Raw genomic sequence first — 18,095 nt, 5'->3', positions numbered from 1 at the left:
CCATGGATCAGGGTTGTGCGCGGGGCGGCTCGGGATGGGAGCAAACACCGGTCAGACACGGTAAAACGCTGCCTGGACGCGCTCAGTGCGGGTAGCACGCGGTCGGGCGGGGCTTGGGTAAGCCGCCCGATTATAGGAAGGGGTTTGCGGATCCAACAAGGGGCTTAAGCGGCGACCGGCACCGTGCTGGTGTGCCAGATCAGCACCTTGGCGACGCGGTTGTCCTCGGTCTCGAGGATTTCCAGGCGATAGCGGCCGATTTTCAGGCACACGGCGCAATCCGGAATGGTCTCCAGTGCTTCGGTCACCAGGCCGTTGAGGGTCTTGGGGCCGTCGCTGGGCAGGTGCCAGCCGAGGGTTTTGTTCAAGTCACGGATCGAGGCGGCGCCGTCGATCACGTAGCGGCCATCCAGTTGCGGCTGGATGTGCGGGTTGTCGAGGTGCTGCTCGCTTTCGAACTCACCGACGATTTCTTCAAGAATATCTTCCAGGGTCACGATGCCCAGCACTTCGCCGTATTCATCCACCACCATGCCCAGGCGGCGCTGTTGCTTGTGGAAGTTCAGCAATTGCAGTTGCAGCGGTGTACTTTCCGGGACGAAGTAGGGCTCGTGGCAGGCGGCCAGCAGGGCTTCCTTGGTCAGGCTGGCGTCCGGCAGCAGGTGGCGGATCTGCCGGGTGTTGAGCACCGCCTCGACCTGGTTGATGTCGCTGTGGAACACCGGCAGCCGGGTTCGGGTGGAAACCCGCAGTTGCTCGATGATTTCCTCTACCGGGTCATCCAGGTTGATGCCGTCCACTTCGCTGCGGGGCACCAGGATGTCGTTGACGGTGATGTTGTCCAGGGCGTGGATGCCCGGCATGCCCGGCGCGCGGGTGTTGGGGATTTCGGCTTCCGGCTCGTCGTCCTGGTCCGGCTGCGGCTCGTCGCTCTTCTTGACCAGCCCGGGCTTGCGGGTGAACGGGCGCAGCAGCAACAGGCTGACACCGTTGAGCAGCCAGGCCAGCGGATAAAGGATTTTCAGCGGCACGCTCAGCAAGGTATTGCCGAAGCCAAGGATGGTTTGCGGGTGGCGAGTGGCCAGGGCACGCGGCAGATAGTCGGCCAGCACCAGCAGCACTGCGCTGGAGATCACCCAGCCGAGCCACGGGCCGTTTTGCGCCCAGGCGTAGATCGCCAGCAGGGTGCAGAGAATCACCACCACGGCGCGGCACAGGGTGTTGCAGAGGATCAGGCTGTTGCGCGGGAAGTTCAGGCGGGCGGCGGCTTTGTCACCCTGGCGGGTGCCGGGGCGCAGGGCCAGCAAATGTTGCTGGGCGGCTTCGATGGCGGTAAACAGCGCCGACCATAAAACCAGCAAGGCTACTACCGCAAGCATCGGCCCCAAGGGCAAGTTGTCCATGTCGGCTGCCCGTCAGATATGCAGGATGTATTCGCGAACCAGCTTGCTGCCGAAATAGGCCAGCATCAGCAGGCAGAAACCGGCCAGGGTCCAGCGGATCGCCTTGTGCCCGCGCCAGCCGAGACGGTTGCGGCCCCACAGCAGCACGCTGAACACCACCCAGGCCAGGCAGGCCAGCAGGGTTTTATGCACAAGGTGCTGGGCAAACAGGTTCTCGACGAACAGCCAGCCGGAGATCAGTGACAGCGACAGCAGCGTCCAGCCGGCCCAGAGGAAGCCGAACAGCAGGCTTTCCATGGTTTGCAGCGGTGGGAAGTTCTTGATCAGCCCCGACGGGTGCTTGTGCTTGAGCTGGTGGTCTTGCAACAGCAGCAGCAAGGCCTGGAACACCGCGATGGTGAACATGCCGTAGGCGAGGATCGACAGCAGGATGTGGGCGAGGATGCCCGGCTCTTCATCAATGACCTGCACGGTGCCGGTCGGTGTGAATTGCGCCAGCAGCACCGTCAGCATCCCGAGCGGGAACAACAGCACCAGCAGGTTCTCCACCGGGATCCGGTAGCAGGCCATCAGGGTCAGCACGATCACCGCGGCGGCAATCAGGCTGGCAGCGCTGAAGAAATCCAGGCCCAGGCCGACCGGCGTCATCAAGTGCGTGAACAGGCTGGCGGCGTGAGCCAGCAGGGCGAGGACGCCAAGGCCTACCAGCAGGCGTTTGTCGGCCTTGGCGCCTTGGGCCAGACGAGTGCCCTGATAGAGGGTCGCAGCGGCATACAAGATGGCGGCGGCGAGGCTGGGTAGCAAACTGGGTGACAAAGGGAGCATAAATCCTGTTAAGCAGGCCCGAAAGGCGCTGAGTTTGGCATACACCTGCGTAACACGAAAGACTCTCAGGCCAGACAGCGGGTGTGCATGGCGACAGTCTTCGCTATAATCCGCGACCTGCCCACGCCGCAGGCTCGCCGAGCGCTGTTTTTAATAGCGATTTACCACAGCCTGGGCCGCCATTACCTCGGTCTAACAATGCATTTCGATGAATAGGGCCTGAAAGGATCGCGCATGTTTGAAAATCTGACTGACCGTCTCTCGCAGACGCTGCGCCATGTCACCGGCAAGGCCAAGCTGACCGAGGACAATATTAAAGACACCCTGCGTGAAGTGCGCATGGCGTTGCTGGAAGCCGACGTCGCCTTGCCGGTGGTGAAGGACTTCGTCAACTCGGTCAAAGAGCGCGCGGTCGGCACCGAAGTGTCCCGCAGCCTGACGCCGGGCCAGGCCTTTGTGAAGATCGTCCAGGCCGAACTCGAAAGCCTGATGGGCGCGGCCAACGAAGATTTGAACCTCAGCGCCGTGCCGCCAGCCGTTGTGCTGATGGCCGGTCTGCAAGGTGCGGGCAAGACCACCACCGCCGGCAAACTGGCGCGCTTCCTTAAAGAGCGCAAGAAGAAGTCGGTGATGGTGGTGTCTGCCGACGTTTACCGCCCGGCGGCTATTAAACAGCTGGAAATGCTCGCGGGCGAAGTGGGCGTGACCTTCTTCCCGTCCGACCTGAGCCAGAAGCCGGTCGATATTGCCCAGGCGGCTATTAAAGAAGCCAAGCTGAAATTCATCGACGTGGTCATCGTCGATACCGCCGGTCGCCTGCACATCGACGAAGAGATGATGGGCGAGATCAAGGCGCTGCATGCCGCGATCAACCCGGTAGAAACCCTGTTCGTGGTCGATGCCATGACCGGCCAGGATGCGGCCAATACCGCCAAGGCCTTTGGTGATGCACTGCCGCTGACCGGTGTGATCCTGACCAAGGTCGACGGCGATGCCCGTGGCGGTGCCGCCTTGTCGGTACGCGCCATTACCGGCAAGCCGATCAAGTTCATCGGTATGGGCGAGAAGAGCGAAGCGCTCGAGCCGTTCCACCCTGAGCGGATCGCCTCGCGTATCCTCGGCATGGGCGACGTGCTCAGCCTGATCGAGCAAGCGGAAGCGACCCTCGACAAGGACAAGGCCGACAAGCTGGCTAAAAAGCTGAAGAAGGGCAAGGGCTTCGACCTCGAAGACTTCCGCGACCAGCTGCAACAGATGAAGAACATGGGCGGCCTCGGCGGCCTGATGGACAAGCTGCCGAACATCGGCGGCGTGAACCTGGCGCAAATGGGCAATGCCCAGGGCGCGGCAGAGAAGCAATTCAAGCAGATGGAAGCCATCATCAATTCCATGACCCCGGCCGAGCGCCGCGACCCTGAGCTGATCAGCGGTTCGCGCAAACGTCGGATCGCCATGGGTTCCGGCACCCAGGTGCAGGACATCGGTCGCTTGATCAAGCAGCACAAGCAGATGCAGAAGATGATGAAGAAATTCTCCGCAAAAGGCGGGATGGCCAAGATGATGCGCGGCATGGGCGGTATGTTGCCCGGCGGCGGCATGCCGAAAATGTAAAGAATTCGAGCAGAAGTTCGCTTCTGCTCCGACCCGCAGGGATGCGGGATCTCCAGCAAACCCGCCATTGGCGGGAGCTGACTTGCCGTTTTAACCGACGGCTCTATAGCAGATCTGAATGGCACGCTGATAGGCGCCAGAAAAAGACATTTGCAAAAGTCCGGATATTCCTTAGAATATGCGGCCTTTCGGGCACCTATGCCCGCTGTGCATTTAGATTTGCAGCACCGACTACAGGAACGATGTTCACATGCTAACAATCCGTCTTGCCCTTGGCGGCTCCAAAAAGCGCCCGTTTTACCACTTGACCGTAACTGACAGCCGCAACCCACGTGACGGCTCTCACAAGGAACAAGTTGGCTTCTTCAACCCGATCGCTCGTGGTCAAGAAGTCCGTCTGTCCGTGAACCAAGAGCGCGTAGCCTACTGGCTGAGCGTTGGTGCACAACCTTCTGAGCGCGTTGCTCAGTTGTTGAAGGATGCATCTAAGGCTGCGGCCTGAGCAATATGAACGCGACGCCAGCGGTTGCTGATGATTTGATCGTTATCGGCAAGATTTATTCTGTTCATGGCGTTCGCGGCGAAGTGAAGGTGTATTCCTTTACTGATCCGACTGAAAACCTGTTGCAGTACAAGACCTGGACGCTCAAGCGCGAAGGTAGTGTGAAACAGGTAGAGCTGGTCAGTGGACGCGGGAGCGACAAGTTCCTGGTCGCAAAGCTCAAGGGTCTTGATGATCGTGAAGAAGCTCGTCTTCTGGCCGGTTATGAGATCTGCGTGCCGCGCAACCTGTTCCCTGAATTGACCGACGGCGAGTACTACTGGTACCAGCTGGAAGGTCTGAAGGTCATTGATCAACTTGGGCAATTGCTCGGGAAAATCGATCATCTTCTGGAAACCGGCGCCAATGATGTAATGGTGGTCAAGCCTTGCGCTGGCAGCCTGGATGATCGCGAACGCCTGTTGCCCTATACCGAGCAATGCGTGTTGGCCGTCGACCTGGCAGCGGGCGAGATGAAGGTGGAATGGGACGCGGACTTCTAACGTGGCTAACCTGCGCGTTGAAGTGATCAGTTTGTTTCCCGAGATGTTTTCCGCCATCAGCGAGTACGGCATCACCAGTCGGGCGGTGAAACAGGGGCTCTTGCAGCTCACCTGTTGGAACCCGCGAGACTACACGACGGATCGACATCACACTGTGGACGATCGCCCATTTGGCGGTGGTCCGGGCATGGTGATGAAGATCAAGCCCCTGGAAGATGCGTTGGTTCAGGCCAAGGCAGCCGCCGGGGAGAAGGCGAAGGTAATTTACCTGTCCCCTCAAGGCCGTCAGCTGAATCAGTCGGCGGTACGCGAGTTGGCGAATCTGGAAGCATTAATCCTGATTGCCGGTCGCTATGAAGGCATTGACGAGCGGTTTATTGATGCTCATGTCGATGAAGAGTGGTCGATTGGGGACTATGTCCTGTCTGGCGGCGAGCTGCCGGCGATGGTCCTGATAGATGCGGTTACACGACTGCTGCCTGGAGCTTTAGGGCATGCGGACTCCGCGGAGGAAGATTCCTTCACGGATGGTTTGCTGGATTGCCCGCACTACACCCGACCGGAGGTGTATGCGGATCAGCGTGTTCCCGACGTATTGCTAAGTGGCAATCACGCACACATCCGGCGTTGGCGTTTACAGCAGTCCCTCGGGCGGACCTATGAACGACGCGCCGATCTTCTGGAAAGCCGCTCGCTTTCTGGAGAAGAGAAGAAGCTGCTCGAGGAATACATCCTCGGGCGGGACGATAGTTAACAACGTATCGATGGTAGGTCCGACGACTTACCTTAGGAGCACAGCATGACTAACAAAATCATCCTTGCACTCGAAGCAGAGCAGATGACCAAAGAGATCCCTACCTTTGCCCCGGGCGACACCATTGTCGTTCAGGTGAAAGTGAAGGAAGGCGACCGTTCGCGTCTGCAAGCGTTCGAAGGCGTGGTAATTGCCAAGCGTAACCGTGGTGTGAACAGTGCTTTCACTGTTCGTAAAATCTCCAACGGTGTTGGCGTAGAGCGTACTTTCCAGACCTACAGCCCGCAAATCGACAGCATGGCCGTTAAACGTCGCGGTGACGTACGTAAAGCCAAGCTGTACTACCTGCGTGACCTGTCCGGTAAAGCAGCTCGCATCAAGGAAAAACTGGCTTAAGTCCAGCTTCCCGATGCAGAAAAAAGCAGCCTACGGGCTGCTTTTTTGTTGCCTGAAATTTGTCCATTTCCCCGGTACTTATTCATGACTACTCGCCTCGAAGAAATTCAGCGTCGTACTGACCTTTCCGTTACCCATGTGACCAAAGCCGTTTTTCCACCGACTACCAACCATCACAACACGCTGTTCGGCGGCACCGCACTGGCATGGATGGACGAAGTGTCGTTCATTACGGCGACGCGTTTCTGCCGCTTGCCGCTTGTAACGGTCTCCACCGACCGTATCGATTTCAATCACGCGATACCGGCGGGCTCCATCGTTGAATTGATCGGACGGGTGATCAAGGTGGGCAACACCAGCCTCAAGGTCGAGGTGGAAGTGTTTGTCGAAAGCATGAGCGCTGACGGACGAGAAAAGGCCATCCAGGGTGTGTTCAGTTTTGTCGCGATTGATGCTGACAAACGACCGGTGCCCGTGCTGCCAGGGTTTGCCGACTGATCCTGAATCGAGTCGCTTTTGTGGCGAGGGAGCTTGCTCCCGTTGGGCTGCGCAGCGGCCCTGAAACCTGCAATAGAAATATTTCTGTTGGACCTCAATGGTCAATCAGGGCCGCTTCGCGCCCCAGCGGGAGCAAGCTCCCTCGCCACAGATTATTTGCCCGCTTTCATTGATGTGTAGCGGCCTGTGCTGCGATAGGATCTACCCGACATCGCCATTTTCCCTGCTTGAGCCCTCATGCCCGCCATCGACCACCCGCAGATAGATCGCTTCCTCGACGCCCTCTGGCTGGAAAAAGGCCTGTCGGACAACACCCGCCAGGCTTACCGCAGCGACCTCGCGTTGTTCAATGGCTGGCTGCAGGAGAAAAACCTCGAGCTGCTCGACGCCGGTCGTGAGCTGATTCTCGACCACCTGGCCTGGCGCCTGGAGCAAAACTACAAGCCTCGCTCTACTGCGCGTTTTCTCTCAGGCGTGCGTGGCTTCTATCGCTACCTGCTGCGGGAAAAGCTGATCGCCATCGACCCAACCCTGCAAATCGACATGCCACAGTTGGGCCGGCCACTGCCCAAATCCCTGTCGGAAGCCGACGTCGAAGCCCTGCTCGCAGCCCCCGACCTGAGCGAAGCCATCGGCCAGCGCGACCGTGCCATGCTGGAAGTGCTGTATGCCTGCGGCCTGCGCGTCACCGAGCTGATCAGCCTGACCCTGGAACAGGTCAACCTGCGCCAGGGCGTATTGCGCGTAATGGGCAAGGGCAGCAAGGAGCGCCTGGTGCCCATGGGCGAAGAGGCGATCGTGTGGATCGAACGCTACATGCGCGACGCCCGAGCCGAGTTGCTCAACGGTCGGCCCAGCGATGTACTGTTTCCCAGCCAGCGCGGCGAACAGATGACCCGCCAGACCTTCTGGCATCGCATCAAGCACCAGGCCAAGGTTGCCGGCATCGGCAAGTCGCTGTCGCCCCACACCCTGCGCCACGCGTTCGCCACGCATTTGCTCAACCACGGCGCGGATTTGCGCGTGGTTCAAATGCTCCTGGGCCACAGCGACTTATCCACCACCCAGATCTACACTCACGTGGCGCGGGCACGTTTGCAGGAGATGCACGCCAAGCACCATCCCCGTGGATGAAAAATACTTCGGAAAAAGCCCAATTTCCCCGCGACTGGCTGCCCTGCGGCCCAACTGTGGTAGGCTTTGCCGGTTCGCAAAGGGGACGGCCCAAACCCGTGTTTGAAGATCGGTGTTCCTGCTCCCGTCCCTGCATCTGCCTTCAGGAGTTCCCATGCGCTTGACCCAGATTTTTGCCATCGCAGCCATTGCGTTGGTCTCAACCTTTGCCGTCGCCGACGACGCCGCAGAGAAGACAATCCGCAAGAGCCTGGAAGCCCTCCAGCTCGACACCCCGATTGAAAGCATCAACGCCAGCCCGATGGCCGGCCTGTACGAAGTCAAGCTCAAGGGCAGCCGCGTGCTGTACGCCAGTGCCGATGGCCAGTACATCGTCCAGGGCTACCTGTTCCAGCTCAAAGACGGCAAGCCGGTGAACCTCACCGAGAAAGCCGAGCGCCTGGGCGTGTCCAAGCTGATCAACGGTATTCCGGTGGCTGAAACCGTGGTTTACCCGGCCATCGGCGAAACCAAGACCCACATCACCGTGTTCACCGACACCACCTGCCCGTACTGCCACAAGCTGCATGCCGAAGTGCCTGAGCTGAACAAGCTCGGCGTTGAAGTGCGCTACGTGGCGTTCCCGCGCCAGGGCCTGGGTTCGCCGGGTGACGAGCAGTTGCAAGCCGTCTGGTGTTCGGCCGACAAGAAAGCGGCCATGGACAAGATGGTCGATGGCAAGGAAATCAAGGCCGCCAAGTGCGCCAACCCGGTTTCCAAGCAGTTCGCCCTCGGCCAGTCGATTGGTGTGAACGGTACGCCGGCCATCGTTTTGGCTGACGGCCAGGTGATTCCGGGCTACCAGCCTGCGCCGCAAGTTGCCAAACTGGCACTGAACGCAAAGTAAGCATTATCGTCGAGCCTTGACGATCATGATCCGCCGACAGTTCGGCGGGTCATTAATAGAGAGCCGCAGTTGTGCGGCTGTTTTCACGGCCGACCTTGAGTCGGCCGTTTCATGGGGAGTTCTTCAGTGAAACCGGTCAAAGTAGGCATCTGTGGGTTAGGGACCGTCGGTGGCGGCACCTTCAACGTACTTCAGCGTAACGCTGAAGAAATTTCCCGCCGTGCAGGGCGTGGGATTGAAGTGGCACAAATTGCCACGCGTACGCCAAAGCCTCAGTTCCAAACGACCGGTATTGCGATTACCAACGATGTCTTCGAAGTCGCCACCAACCCTGAAATCGATATCGTCATCGAGCTGGTAGGCGGCTACACCGTGGCCCGCGAGCTGGTGCTCAAGGCCATCGAAAACGGCAAGCATGTGGTCACTGCCAACAAGGCGCTGATTGCCGTGCACGGTAACGAAATCTTCGCCAAGGCCCGCGAGAAGGGCGTGATCGTGGCGTTCGAAGCCGCCGTGGCCGGTGGCATCCCGGTGATCAAGGCGATCCGTGAAGGCCTGTCCGCCAACCGTATCAACTGGGTGGCCGGCATCATCAACGGCACCGGTAACTTCATCCTCACCGAAATGCGCGAGAAGGGCCGTACCTTCGAAGACGTGCTGGCCGAAGCCCAGGCCCTGGGTTACGCCGAAGCCGATCCGACCTTCGACGTGGAAGGCATCGACGCTGCCCACAAGCTGACCATCCTGGCGTCCATCGCCTTTGGTATCCCGCTGCAGTTCGACAAGGCCTACACCGAAGGCATCACCAAGCTGACCACCGCCGACGTGAACTACGCCGAAGCCCTGGGCTACCGCATCAAGCACCTCGGTGTGGCGCGCAGCACCCCGGCCGGTATCGAGCTGCGTGTGCACCCGACACTGATCCCGGCCGACCGCCTGATCGCCAACGTCAATGGCGTGATGAACGCCGTGATGGTCAACGGTGACGCTGCCGGTTCCACCCTGTTCTACGGCGCCGGCGCCGGCATGGAGCCGACCGCTTCGTCTGTGATCGCCGACCTGGTGGACGTGGTGCGTGCCATGACCAGCGACCCGGAAAACCGCGTACCGCACCTGGCCTTCCAGCCGGATTCGCTGTCGGCCCACCCGATCCTGCCGATCGAAGCCTGCGAAAGTGCCTACTACCTGCGCATCCAGGCCAAGGATCATCCGGGCGTGCTCGCTCAGGTGGCCAGCATCCTGTCGGAGCGCGGCATCAACATTGAATCGATCATGCAGAAGGAAGTCGAAGAACAAGACGGCCTGGTGCCCATGATCCTGCTGACTCACCGTGTGCTGGAGCAGCACATCAACGACGCCATCGCCGCGCTTGAAGCGTTGCAGGGCGTGGTTGGGCCGGTGGTGCGGATTCGCGTCGAACACCTGAACTAATCGTTTTGCGGCAAGGGCCCCACGCGTTCGGCGGCCCTTGTTCAAGCATGCTCTAGAGGAGCCAGTCATGCGTTATATCAGCACCCGCGGCCAGGCACCGGCCCTGAATTTCGAAGACGTTCTGCTGGCCGGTCTGGCCACTGACGGCGGCCTGTACGTGCCCGAAAACCTGCCACGCTTCACCCAGGAAGAAATCGCTTCGTGGGCCGGCCTGCCGTACCACGAGCTGGCGTTCCGGGTCATGCGCCCGTTCGTCACCGGCAGCATCCCGGATGCGGATTTCAAGAAGATCCTAGAAGAAACCTACGGCGTGTTTTCCCACAGCGCCATCGCCCCGTTGCGTCAACTGAACGGCAACGAATGGGTCCTGGAGCTGTTCCACGGCCCAACCCTGGCGTTCAAGGATTTCGCCCTGCAACTGCTGGGTCGCCTGCTGGACTACGTGCTGGAAAAACGCGGTGAGCGCGTGGTGATCATCGGCGCTACTTCCGGTGATACCGGCTCGGCGGCGATTGAAGGCTGCAAGCACTGCGAAAACGTCGACATCTTCATCCTGCACCCGCACAACCGCGTGTCGGAAGTGCAGCGTCGGCAGATGACCACGATCTTCGGCGAGAACATCCACAACATCGCCATCGAAGGCAACTTCGATGACTGCCAGGAAATGGTCAAGGCCAGCTTCGCCGACCAGAGCTTCCTCAAGGGCACGCGCCTGGTGGCGGTGAACTCGATCAACTGGGCGCGGATCATGGCCCAGATCGTCTACTACTTCCATGCTTCCCTGCAGTTGGGCGGCCCGGCGCGTTCGGTGTCGTTCTCGGTGCCAACCGGCAACTTCGGCGATATCTTCGCCGGTTACCTGGCACGCAACATGGGCCTGCCGATCAACCAGCTGATCGTCGCCACCAACCGCAACGACATCCTGCACCGCTTCATGAGCGGCAACCAGTACGTCAAGGAAACCCTGCACGCCACACTGTCGCCGTCGATGGACATCATGGTCTCGTCGAACTTCGAACGCCTGCTGTTCGACATGCACGGTCGCAACGGTGCTGCCCTGGCCGGCCTGATGGACAGCTTCAAGCAAGGTGGCGGTTTCAGCGTCGAGCAGGAGCGCTGGACCGAAACCCGCAAGCTGTTCGACTCCCTGGCGGTGGACGACGCAGAAACCTGCGAGACCATCGCTGAAGTCTACGCCCAGACCGGCGAGCTGCTGGACCCGCACACCGCCATTGGCGTCAAGGCCGCGCGCGAATGCCGCCGCAGCCTGGACATCCCGATGGTGATTCTCGGCACCGCGCACCCGGTCAAATTCCCGGAAGCGGTAGAGAAGGCCGGGGTTGGCAAGGCGTTGGAATTGCCGCCGCACCTCACCGACCTGTTTGAGCGTGAAGAGCGTTGCACGGTATTGGCCAATGACCTGAAAGCGGTGCAGGCGTTTGTCAGCCAGCATGGCAATCGCGGCAAGCCACTCTGATCCAACGGCTTTGCGTGGTGGATCAAGCCCGTCTTCGTGACGGGCTTTTTCATTCTGGCGAGCCATACTTGCGCGGCGACCAACAAGAATAATCAAGGAAACCCAACCGGTGTATTTATCGACCCGAGCACACGCGTGGCTGGCATGTGTGCTGCTGCTTGGCCATGGTTCGGCAAGCCTCGCGGCTGTCAGCCTGCCGTTCAAGCTGGTGCCGGCGTTCATTGCCCTGGAGCCCATGCCCCTGACGGCCAGCGAGCAGCAATGGCTGGCGGCGCATCGGCCGTTGAGGGTGGGTATCTCGATTGATGACTATCAGCCGATCGATATCACCCGCGACCGCAATCGCTACCAGGGCATCAGCGCCGATTACCTGAGCCTGGTCGGCGCGCGTCTGCATGCACCGATGCAGGTCCTGGGTTTTGCCGAGCGGGCGCAGGCGGTGGAGGCCCTGCGGAGCGGCGCCATCGATATTCTCACCAGTGCCAACGGTTACGAGCGTGATGTGTCGGGGTTGCGCTTTACCGAAGACTACATGCCGGACCGCTCGGTGGTGGTCGTGCGCCGGGATGACAGCACCCAGAACAAGGACCTCAAGGACAAGAAGCTGGTGTTGCTGGACGGTTACGCCAACGTCAAGAACGTCCATCAGGCGTATCCCGGCAGCCACATCATGCTGGCACCGAATCTCTACAGTGGCCTCGAAGCGCTGAAGCAAGGTGATGCCGATGCGTTTATCGGCAACGAAGTGATCGTGCGCGCCTATAAATCGCTACGGCCCTACCTGGGCTTGCAGATCAAGGTGGAAAGCCGGCTGGCGCCCATCGGCTTTGCCTTTGCCACGCGGGAGGCCGACCCGCTGTTGGGGACGCTGATGGACCGGGCGCTGGCGAGTATTGATGAGTCTGTGCGGCGGGAGATCCTTGCGCGCTGGACCACCGGACTGGGGGTGGGCATTGCCGCCGAGCGCATCGCCTTGTCGGCCCCGGAGCGGGCCTGGGTACTTCAGCATCCGCATGTGGTGGTGGCGTCCCAGCAACTGTCTCCCTATGTATTCAAGGACAAGGACGGCCAGTGGGTGGGGCTGAATGTGGACTTGCTCAACCGCATTTCACGCATGACCGGCCTGCAGTTCGTGATGGAGGAAGTGTCCTCCACGGCACAGACCCTGGGGTTGCTGGAAACGGGCAGGGCGGACATGAACACCACCCTGGCCGAAAATCAGGAGCGCAAGGCCTTTCTCGATTTCAGCCATGGGTTCGGGGGCTCAGGCTGGGTGTTTATCCAGCGCGCTGACGCACCGCCAGTGGCCAGTTTGAGCGAGCTTTCAGGCAAGGTGCTGGCGCTGCCGGCACGCCATGTCCTGGAGGGATATATTCGTCGCGAGCACCCCGGGATCAAGCTGCAATCGGTGGATAACTACGTCCAGGCCCGTGAGCTGGTAACGCAGGGTCGCGCGGCGGCGACTATCCAGAGTGAAGTGGAGGTGCAGAGTTACCCGGCCGATGAGTTGCGCATCGGCCGCAGTGTCGAGGGCAAGTGGTCGGCCAACAGCCTGTCGGTGCGCAAGGATCAACCGGAACTGCTGAGCATTTTGAACAAGGCGCTGGAAGCGCTGCCGGTCGCGGAATTGAGCGCCCTGCGTTTGCGTTGGCTGGGTAGCGTACCCGTCCCGGTGCCGGCCTGGCAGCGGGTGCCGCCATGGGCCTACTGGACGGTCGCCATGGCGCTGCTGTTTGTGCTGGTGTCCCTGGCCTGGAACAGCCGGCTCAAGCGCCAGATTCGCCAGCGCCTCCAGGCCGAGCAGCGGCTCAACGACCAGTTGGCGTTCAAGCGCGCGCTGCTGGACGGCATGCCCAACCCGGTATTTGTGCGTGATCTGGAAGGACGCCTGGTGACCTGCAACACCAGCTATGAACAACAGTTGAACACCCGGCGCGAGCAGATCCAGGGCCTGACGCTGATGGAAAGCGGGCTGATGCCTGACGCTACGGCCGCGCGCCTGCATGCCGGCCACATGGAGCAATTGGCGAGCCAGCAGTCGCTGTTCGTCGACCGGCAGCTGGAGTTCAATGGCGGGGCGTTTCATGTGTATCAGTGGACGGTGCCGTTCTTCGACGCCAAGGGCCAGCTCCAGGGTTTGCTCGGTGGCTGGGTCGATATCAACGAGCGCAAGGTCCTGGAGCTCCAGCTGATGGATGCGCGGCAGGCCGCTGACGAAGCGAACTACGCAAAAAGCGCGTTTCTCTCGACCCTGAGCCACGAGATTCGCACGCCGATGACCGCCATTATCGGTCTGCTCGAGCTGGAGCAGGAGCGTGCCCTGGCTGAAGGCAAGCCAGTGTCTGAAGCCCTGCGAGTGGCCCATCGCTCGGCGCGTGAGTTGATTGCCCTGATGGGTGACAGCCTGGACCTGGCCAAGATTGAAGCCGGTCATCTGCAACTGGCGCCGCAGGCCACTGACTTGAAAGGTTTCTTCGAGGGCATACAGCGCTTGTTCGAACCCATGGCGCAGAAAAAGGGCCTTCACCTGACCCTGGCATTCGACCCGAGCGCGCAAGGGTATTACTGGTTCGACCCGCTGCGCCTGCGTCAGGTTATCCATAACCTGTTGGGCAACGCGCTCAAGTTCACCTCGCGCGGCGAGGTTCGGGTCAGTGTTGCGCGCAAGCTTGACCCGGCGGGGGCCGAATATTTGCAGCTGTGTGTGGAGGACAGCGGGCCGGGCATTGGCGTCGAGCAGCAGGCGCGAGTGTTCAAGCCGTTTATCCAGGTCAGCGCGCGGACGGCTGCCGAGCACGGCGGCACGGGACTGGGCTTGAGCATCTGCCAGCAACTGGTGGAATTGATGGGAGGCAGCATCACCCTGAGCAGCGTGGTGGGAGAGGGCACGGTGGTGTGCATCGACCTGTACCTGGATCGGGTCAGCAGTGACGACGTGCCAGCATCTGCGGGTGTACCGCTGCTGGTGGCCGGCCGCAACCTGTCGGTGTTGGTGGTGGATGACCTGCCGGCCAATCGGCTGGTGCTGGTTCAGCAGTTGCAGTTCCTGGGTCATCAAGTAGTGGCCGTCGACTCGGCCGAAGCGGCCTTGCAGCGTTGGCATCATGAGGTGTTTGACGTCCTGGTCACCGATTGCAATATGCCGGGCATGTCCGGCTATGCCTTGAGTGAGGCCATCCGCCGGCTGGAAGCCCAGGAGCGACGGCCACGCCTGGCGCTGGTGGGTTGCACGGCGAATGCCCTGGATGATGAACAGCAGCGCTGCCGGGAGGCGGGAATGGATGAACTGCTGGTCAAGCCCGTGACCCTTGAGCACTGGACGCGTGTGTTCGCCCGCGTCGTGCCTGCACGCTCTTTCAGCATCCAGACCCTGCGCACCATGACCCAGGCCGACGGACCGGTTTTGCAGCGGATGCTGCAGGAGTTGGCGAGGAGCCTTGAGCAGGAGCATAACCTGATGGCCTCCGCCATGGCGGACCACGACCAGGTCCGGCTGGCCGCCTCGCTGCACCGCCTGAAGGGCATATGCTGCCTGGTGGATGCGTTGCCGCTGGCCAAGGCCTGTGTGGCGCTGGAAGGGTGTATTCGGGAGCAGCGCAACGCTGAGATTGAAATGCATTGGTTAGCGCTGCGCGAAGCATTGATCGAATTCCAGGTCGAGCTTGAGGCTTATCTGGACCCGTCCGAATAAGACATGTCCTATGGGGAAGGCGCGGGGTTTTTATTAGTCTGTGCACCCTCGCTTCTCCCCGGTAACGTTTTTCATGCGCTCCCTCAACGTCCTGATCCTCGAAGATAACCCGTTCCAACTGATGGCCCTGCATCAGATGCTCAACGCCAACGGCGTTTTCAATGTACGCACGGCCGAAACGGTCGACGCCGCTCGCCAGTCACTGGAGAGCAAGGGCGCGGTGGACATCGCGATTTGCGATCTGTACCTGGAGCAGGGTGATGGCCTTGAGCTGATTCGGGAAATGGCCAAGCGCCGCCAGGCTCAGGTGTTGATCCTGCTGAGCAACGCCGAGCCGGATGTGCTGGAAGGCGTGGCGCACATGGCCCGACAGTTGGGGCTCAACGTGCTCGGCTGCCTGCCCAAGCCGGCGTCGGCAACGCTGATCGGGAAAGTCCTCGAGGCGTGCCGGGAACGCTTGCGGCCCGGGCCGCCGGTGGTGTCCTGGGAGCGGGTGCGCCAGTTGCTGGACTTGAGCGAATCCGAGCAGTTGCCGCCTTCGGCGGATCTGAGCCAGGCCGCTATCGCCCGCTGCGGCACGGTCTGGTATCAGCCCATTGTCAGCCAGGCGGGCGTGTTGCAAGGTGTCGAAGCGCTGGCCCGCTGGCAGCTTCCTGACGGCGAGTTGCTGTTGCCTGACGCGTTTCTGCCGGTGCTGGAGTTTGCCGGAATGGAAGAGGCGTTTACCTGGCACGTGCTGGAACAAGCGCTGGGCCAGGCGGCACACGTCATGCGCGAAACCGGGCAGGTGCTGCCGGTGGCGGTGAATATCCCGGGGCGGATGCTGGAGCGTCCGCACTTTCCCCAAGTGCTGCAAGGCTTGCTGCAACTTCACGGCGTGCCCGCCCGTGGCCTGACCCTGGAACTGGTGGAAACCTCGCGCCTGAACACCGACAGCGCCCACGTCACCGGCTTGCTGCGTTTGCGGATGATGGGGTGCAAACTGTCCATCGGTGATTTCGGCGTGGGCGGCACCAGCCTGCAACGCTTGCTGGAATTGCCCTTCAGCGAATTGAAGATCCCGCCGGCGTTTGCCAGCGGCATGGCCAGGGACGATCGCAAGGCGGCAGTGGTTGCCGGCGCCATGAGCATGGCGAGGCGACTGGGTGTGGGTGTGGTGGTGACCGGGGTTGAAAGCGCCGCCGACTATCACGCGGTGAGTGAACTGGGGGCTGCGTGGTTGCAAGGCTGCTTTATCGCCGGCCCCATGGACGCCGAGGCGCTCAAGCAGTGGATCGCGTTTCAGGCTAGGCCAGCCCGTGTTCCTGCACATAGATAAACAGCGCGGCGTCGTTGCTCAGGCCCAGCTTGCGCATGGCGCTGACCTTTTGTGCACTGACGGTTTGCTTGCTGCGATGAAGATTCGCGGCGATCTCGCCTACCGTCAGGCCGCCGGCCAGCAGGCGGATGACTTCCAGTTCACGGGGTGATAGTTGATCCTGGGAGTGCACACGCTCGACGCCTGCCAGGTTCAGTGACTGACTGATGGTCTGGGCCACATAACGTCGCTGCTGGCGCACCTGACGGATTGCTTCAGGCAATTCGTCTGCGAGACTGGCCTTGCTCAGCAGGCCCATGACACCCAACTCCAGGATGGCGTGGAACAGGCCGGCGTTGTTCAGCATGGTCACCACCACGATGGGCAGGCCCGGGTGATGCCGGCGCAGTTGTTCGATCAGGCGCAAGCCGTCGGCCTGGGGCTCGGCGGGCATCATGAAGTCGGTCACCAGAATGTCGCAGGCACAACGTTGCAGCAGTTCGCCAAGGGCCTGGGGTGAGTTGGCTTCACCGACGATGGTTAGCCTCTCGTCACGTTCCAGGACCGCCCGCAGACCGATGAGGAAAATCGGGTGGTCGTCGGCGAGGACGATGCGCAATGGCTTGTCAGACGTTTCGTTCAATACAGGCTCCCGGGGTAATTCGGGGATTCTAGCCTGTTAACGCAGGAGAGGGTCTGAAGGTGCGGTTTACAAAGGTGTAAAAAACGCCGCGTCCCCGTCCGTGGGGCAGCGGCGTTTTTCGTTTCTGGCAGGCCCGGCCGGAGCGATCGTTTAGGCGAGTAGTTTTTGCGCCACTGCCATTACGGTTCCGACAGCCGTGAAGAAGCCGATGGCGATACCAACGGGATACCAGAAATTCTCTCGGGTTATCTTGTGGGATTCTGCGTTTAGCTTGCGTTGCTCGGCATAAATTCTGGATATGTCGGCGTGAATCTTCTCTAGTATTGCCTGCTCTTTTTCGTGTTCCAGCATGGTCTTCGTCCTTCGCAACGGGGCCTTTTGGTATGCGCTGTTTATCGATGTGCCGGCATGATCAGCACTCACCGAGTATAGGATTCACCCTCGGCATCAGCGCCAAAACGGCAACTCATTGAGTAAGCAGTTATGTGCTGCCGTTTTTTGCTTGTCATGTTGCAAGCGCATGCTGAACACGTCATCCCCGGCAACCCTTGAAAGACGAAAAAGCGAACTTTCCTACGACGCAAATAGTCACTTAGGATAGATGCAGCTCCCGTTTACACGATTGTTTCCGAACTATTGAGTGGTGATCGAGATGGAAAGTATCAGCCTATTGCTCGGTGAAGCATTGAGCCCTTATCAGGTCACGCTGACCACCTCGGGTGTGCAGGGCGAATGCCTGGTGACCGTAAAGAATCCGGCCGGTGCCATCGTGGTCGAACGAGAAGTCGACCAGGCACAATTGACCGACAAGCGTGCATTGGTGGATGTGGTGGACTGTTTGCACCGCGACTTGATGATTGCCGAAGGACGCCTGGAACCCTCGGTCATGGCGGCCCTGCGCAATGCGGCCCTGACTCGGCCGATCGCCTGCGCATGAAGATTTATTTTTGTTGGGAACCTTCCTACGGCAAGGTGAGTCAGATTTTGTAACAGCGAGATCAAGCA

General features: G+C 60.5%; 17 protein-coding genes. 13 read left to right on the top strand and 4 right to left on the bottom strand.

Translation table 11 applies throughout. The annotated features are described in order from the left end of the window. Positions 1–164 precede the first annotated feature (164 nt). Complete coding sequence (locus HX814_RS21370; protein WP_003209592.1) at positions 165–1,403, bottom strand: transporter associated domain-containing protein; 1,239 nt, start codon at positions 1,401–1,403, stop codon at positions 165–167. 12 nt (positions 1,404–1,415) lie between these two features. Next, complete coding sequence (locus HX814_RS21365; protein WP_371318532.1) at positions 1,416–2,228, bottom strand: inner membrane protein YpjD; 813 nt, start codon at positions 2,226–2,228, stop codon at positions 1,416–1,418. Between the two features lie 234 nt (positions 2,229–2,462). Between HX814_RS21365 and ffh the strand changes: the two genes are divergently transcribed. The 12 genes from ffh to HX814_RS21305 all read left to right on the top strand — a co-directional run bounded on the left by ffh (position 2,463) and on the right by HX814_RS21305 (position 16,468). Next, positions 2,463–3,839: a signal recognition particle protein gene (gene ffh, locus HX814_RS21360; protein ID WP_003209589.1), complete on the top strand. Its 1,377-nt coding sequence runs from the start codon at positions 2,463–2,465 to the stop codon at positions 3,837–3,839. 250 nt (positions 3,840–4,089) lie between these two features. Next, a complete protein-coding gene (gene rpsP, locus HX814_RS21355; protein ID WP_003209587.1) occupies positions 4,090–4,341 on the top strand; it encodes a 30S ribosomal protein S16 in 252 nt (83 codons plus the stop codon). A gap of 5 nt (positions 4,342–4,346) precedes the next feature. Next, complete coding sequence (gene rimM, locus HX814_RS21350) at positions 4,347–4,883, top strand: ribosome maturation factor RimM (RefSeq protein ID WP_003175898.1); 537 nt, start codon at positions 4,347–4,349, stop codon at positions 4,881–4,883. 43 nt (positions 4,884–4,926) lie between these two features. Continuing rightward, complete coding sequence (trmD, locus tag HX814_RS21345; protein WP_236260845.1) at positions 4,927–5,637, top strand: tRNA (guanosine(37)-N1)-methyltransferase TrmD; 711 nt, start codon at positions 4,927–4,929, stop codon at positions 5,635–5,637. A 45-nt stretch (positions 5,638–5,682) separates the two neighbouring features. Continuing rightward, positions 5,683–6,033 (top strand): 50S ribosomal protein L19, encoded by a 351-nt coding sequence (gene rplS, locus HX814_RS21340; protein WP_003175895.1) that lies wholly within the window; start codon positions 5,683–5,685, stop codon positions 6,031–6,033. 84 nt (positions 6,034–6,117) lie between these two features. After that, on the top strand, positions 6,118–6,531 hold the full coding sequence (locus HX814_RS21335) for an acyl-CoA thioesterase (RefSeq protein WP_016977715.1): 414 nt from the start codon (positions 6,118–6,120) through the stop codon (positions 6,529–6,531). A 237-nt stretch (positions 6,532–6,768) separates the two neighbouring features. Then, positions 6,769–7,665: a site-specific tyrosine recombinase XerD gene (gene xerD / locus HX814_RS21330; RefSeq protein WP_177008145.1), complete on the top strand. Its 897-nt coding sequence runs from the start codon at positions 6,769–6,771 to the stop codon at positions 7,663–7,665. A 154-nt stretch (positions 7,666–7,819) separates the two neighbouring features. Beyond that, positions 7,820–8,551 carry a bifunctional protein-disulfide isomerase/oxidoreductase DsbC gene (gene dsbC, locus HX814_RS21325; RefSeq protein ID WP_003209582.1) on the top strand — a complete coding sequence of 244 codons (732 nt, stop codon included), beginning with the start codon at positions 7,820–7,822 and terminating at the stop codon, positions 8,549–8,551. Positions 8,552–8,677: 126 nt separating this feature from the next. Continuing rightward, complete coding sequence (locus HX814_RS21320) at positions 8,678–9,982, top strand: homoserine dehydrogenase (RefSeq protein ID WP_003209580.1); 1,305 nt, start codon at positions 8,678–8,680, stop codon at positions 9,980–9,982. Between the two features lie 67 nt (positions 9,983–10,049). After that, a complete protein-coding gene (gene thrC / locus HX814_RS21315) occupies positions 10,050–11,459 on the top strand; it encodes a threonine synthase (protein WP_003209579.1) in 1,410 nt (469 codons plus the stop codon). Positions 11,460–11,568: 109 nt separating this feature from the next. Then, positions 11,569–15,150, top strand: coding sequence for a transporter substrate-binding domain-containing protein (locus HX814_RS21310; RefSeq protein WP_177008144.1), 3,582 nt, complete (start codon positions 11,569–11,571; stop codon positions 15,148–15,150). 73 nt (positions 15,151–15,223) lie between these two features. Beyond that, positions 15,224–16,468, top strand: a complete 1,245-nt coding sequence (locus HX814_RS21305) for an EAL domain-containing protein (RefSeq protein ID WP_177008143.1) — start codon at positions 15,224–15,226, stop codon at positions 16,466–16,468. Here the strand turns inward: HX814_RS21305 and HX814_RS21300 are convergent. Continuing rightward, positions 16,437–17,090 carry a response regulator transcription factor gene (locus tag HX814_RS21300; RefSeq protein ID WP_003209573.1) on the bottom strand — a complete coding sequence of 218 codons (654 nt, stop codon included), beginning with the start codon at positions 17,088–17,090 and terminating at the stop codon, positions 16,437–16,439. The genes HX814_RS21305 and HX814_RS21300 overlap by 32 nt on opposite strands. 150 nt (positions 17,091–17,240) lie before the next feature. Beyond that, entirely contained in the window at positions 17,241–17,441 is a 201-nt protein-coding gene (locus tag HX814_RS21295) for a hypothetical protein (protein WP_003209572.1), read from the bottom strand. A 301-nt stretch (positions 17,442–17,742) separates the two neighbouring features. On the opposite strand from HX814_RS21295, the gene HX814_RS21290 reads away from it, so the two are divergent. After that, positions 17,743–18,027: a DUF3509 domain-containing protein gene (locus tag HX814_RS21290; protein WP_003209570.1), complete on the top strand. Its 285-nt coding sequence runs from the start codon at positions 17,743–17,745 to the stop codon at positions 18,025–18,027. Positions 18,028–18,095 lie beyond the last annotated feature (68 nt).

It is taken from the genome of Pseudomonas sp. C8002 (assembly GCF_013385765.1).
Taxonomy (GTDB): Bacteria; Pseudomonadota; Gammaproteobacteria; order Pseudomonadales; family Pseudomonadaceae; genus Aquipseudomonas.
The sequence above is the reverse complement of the archived record's forward strand: the minus strand, read 5'-3'. Positions and strand labels throughout refer to the sequence as shown.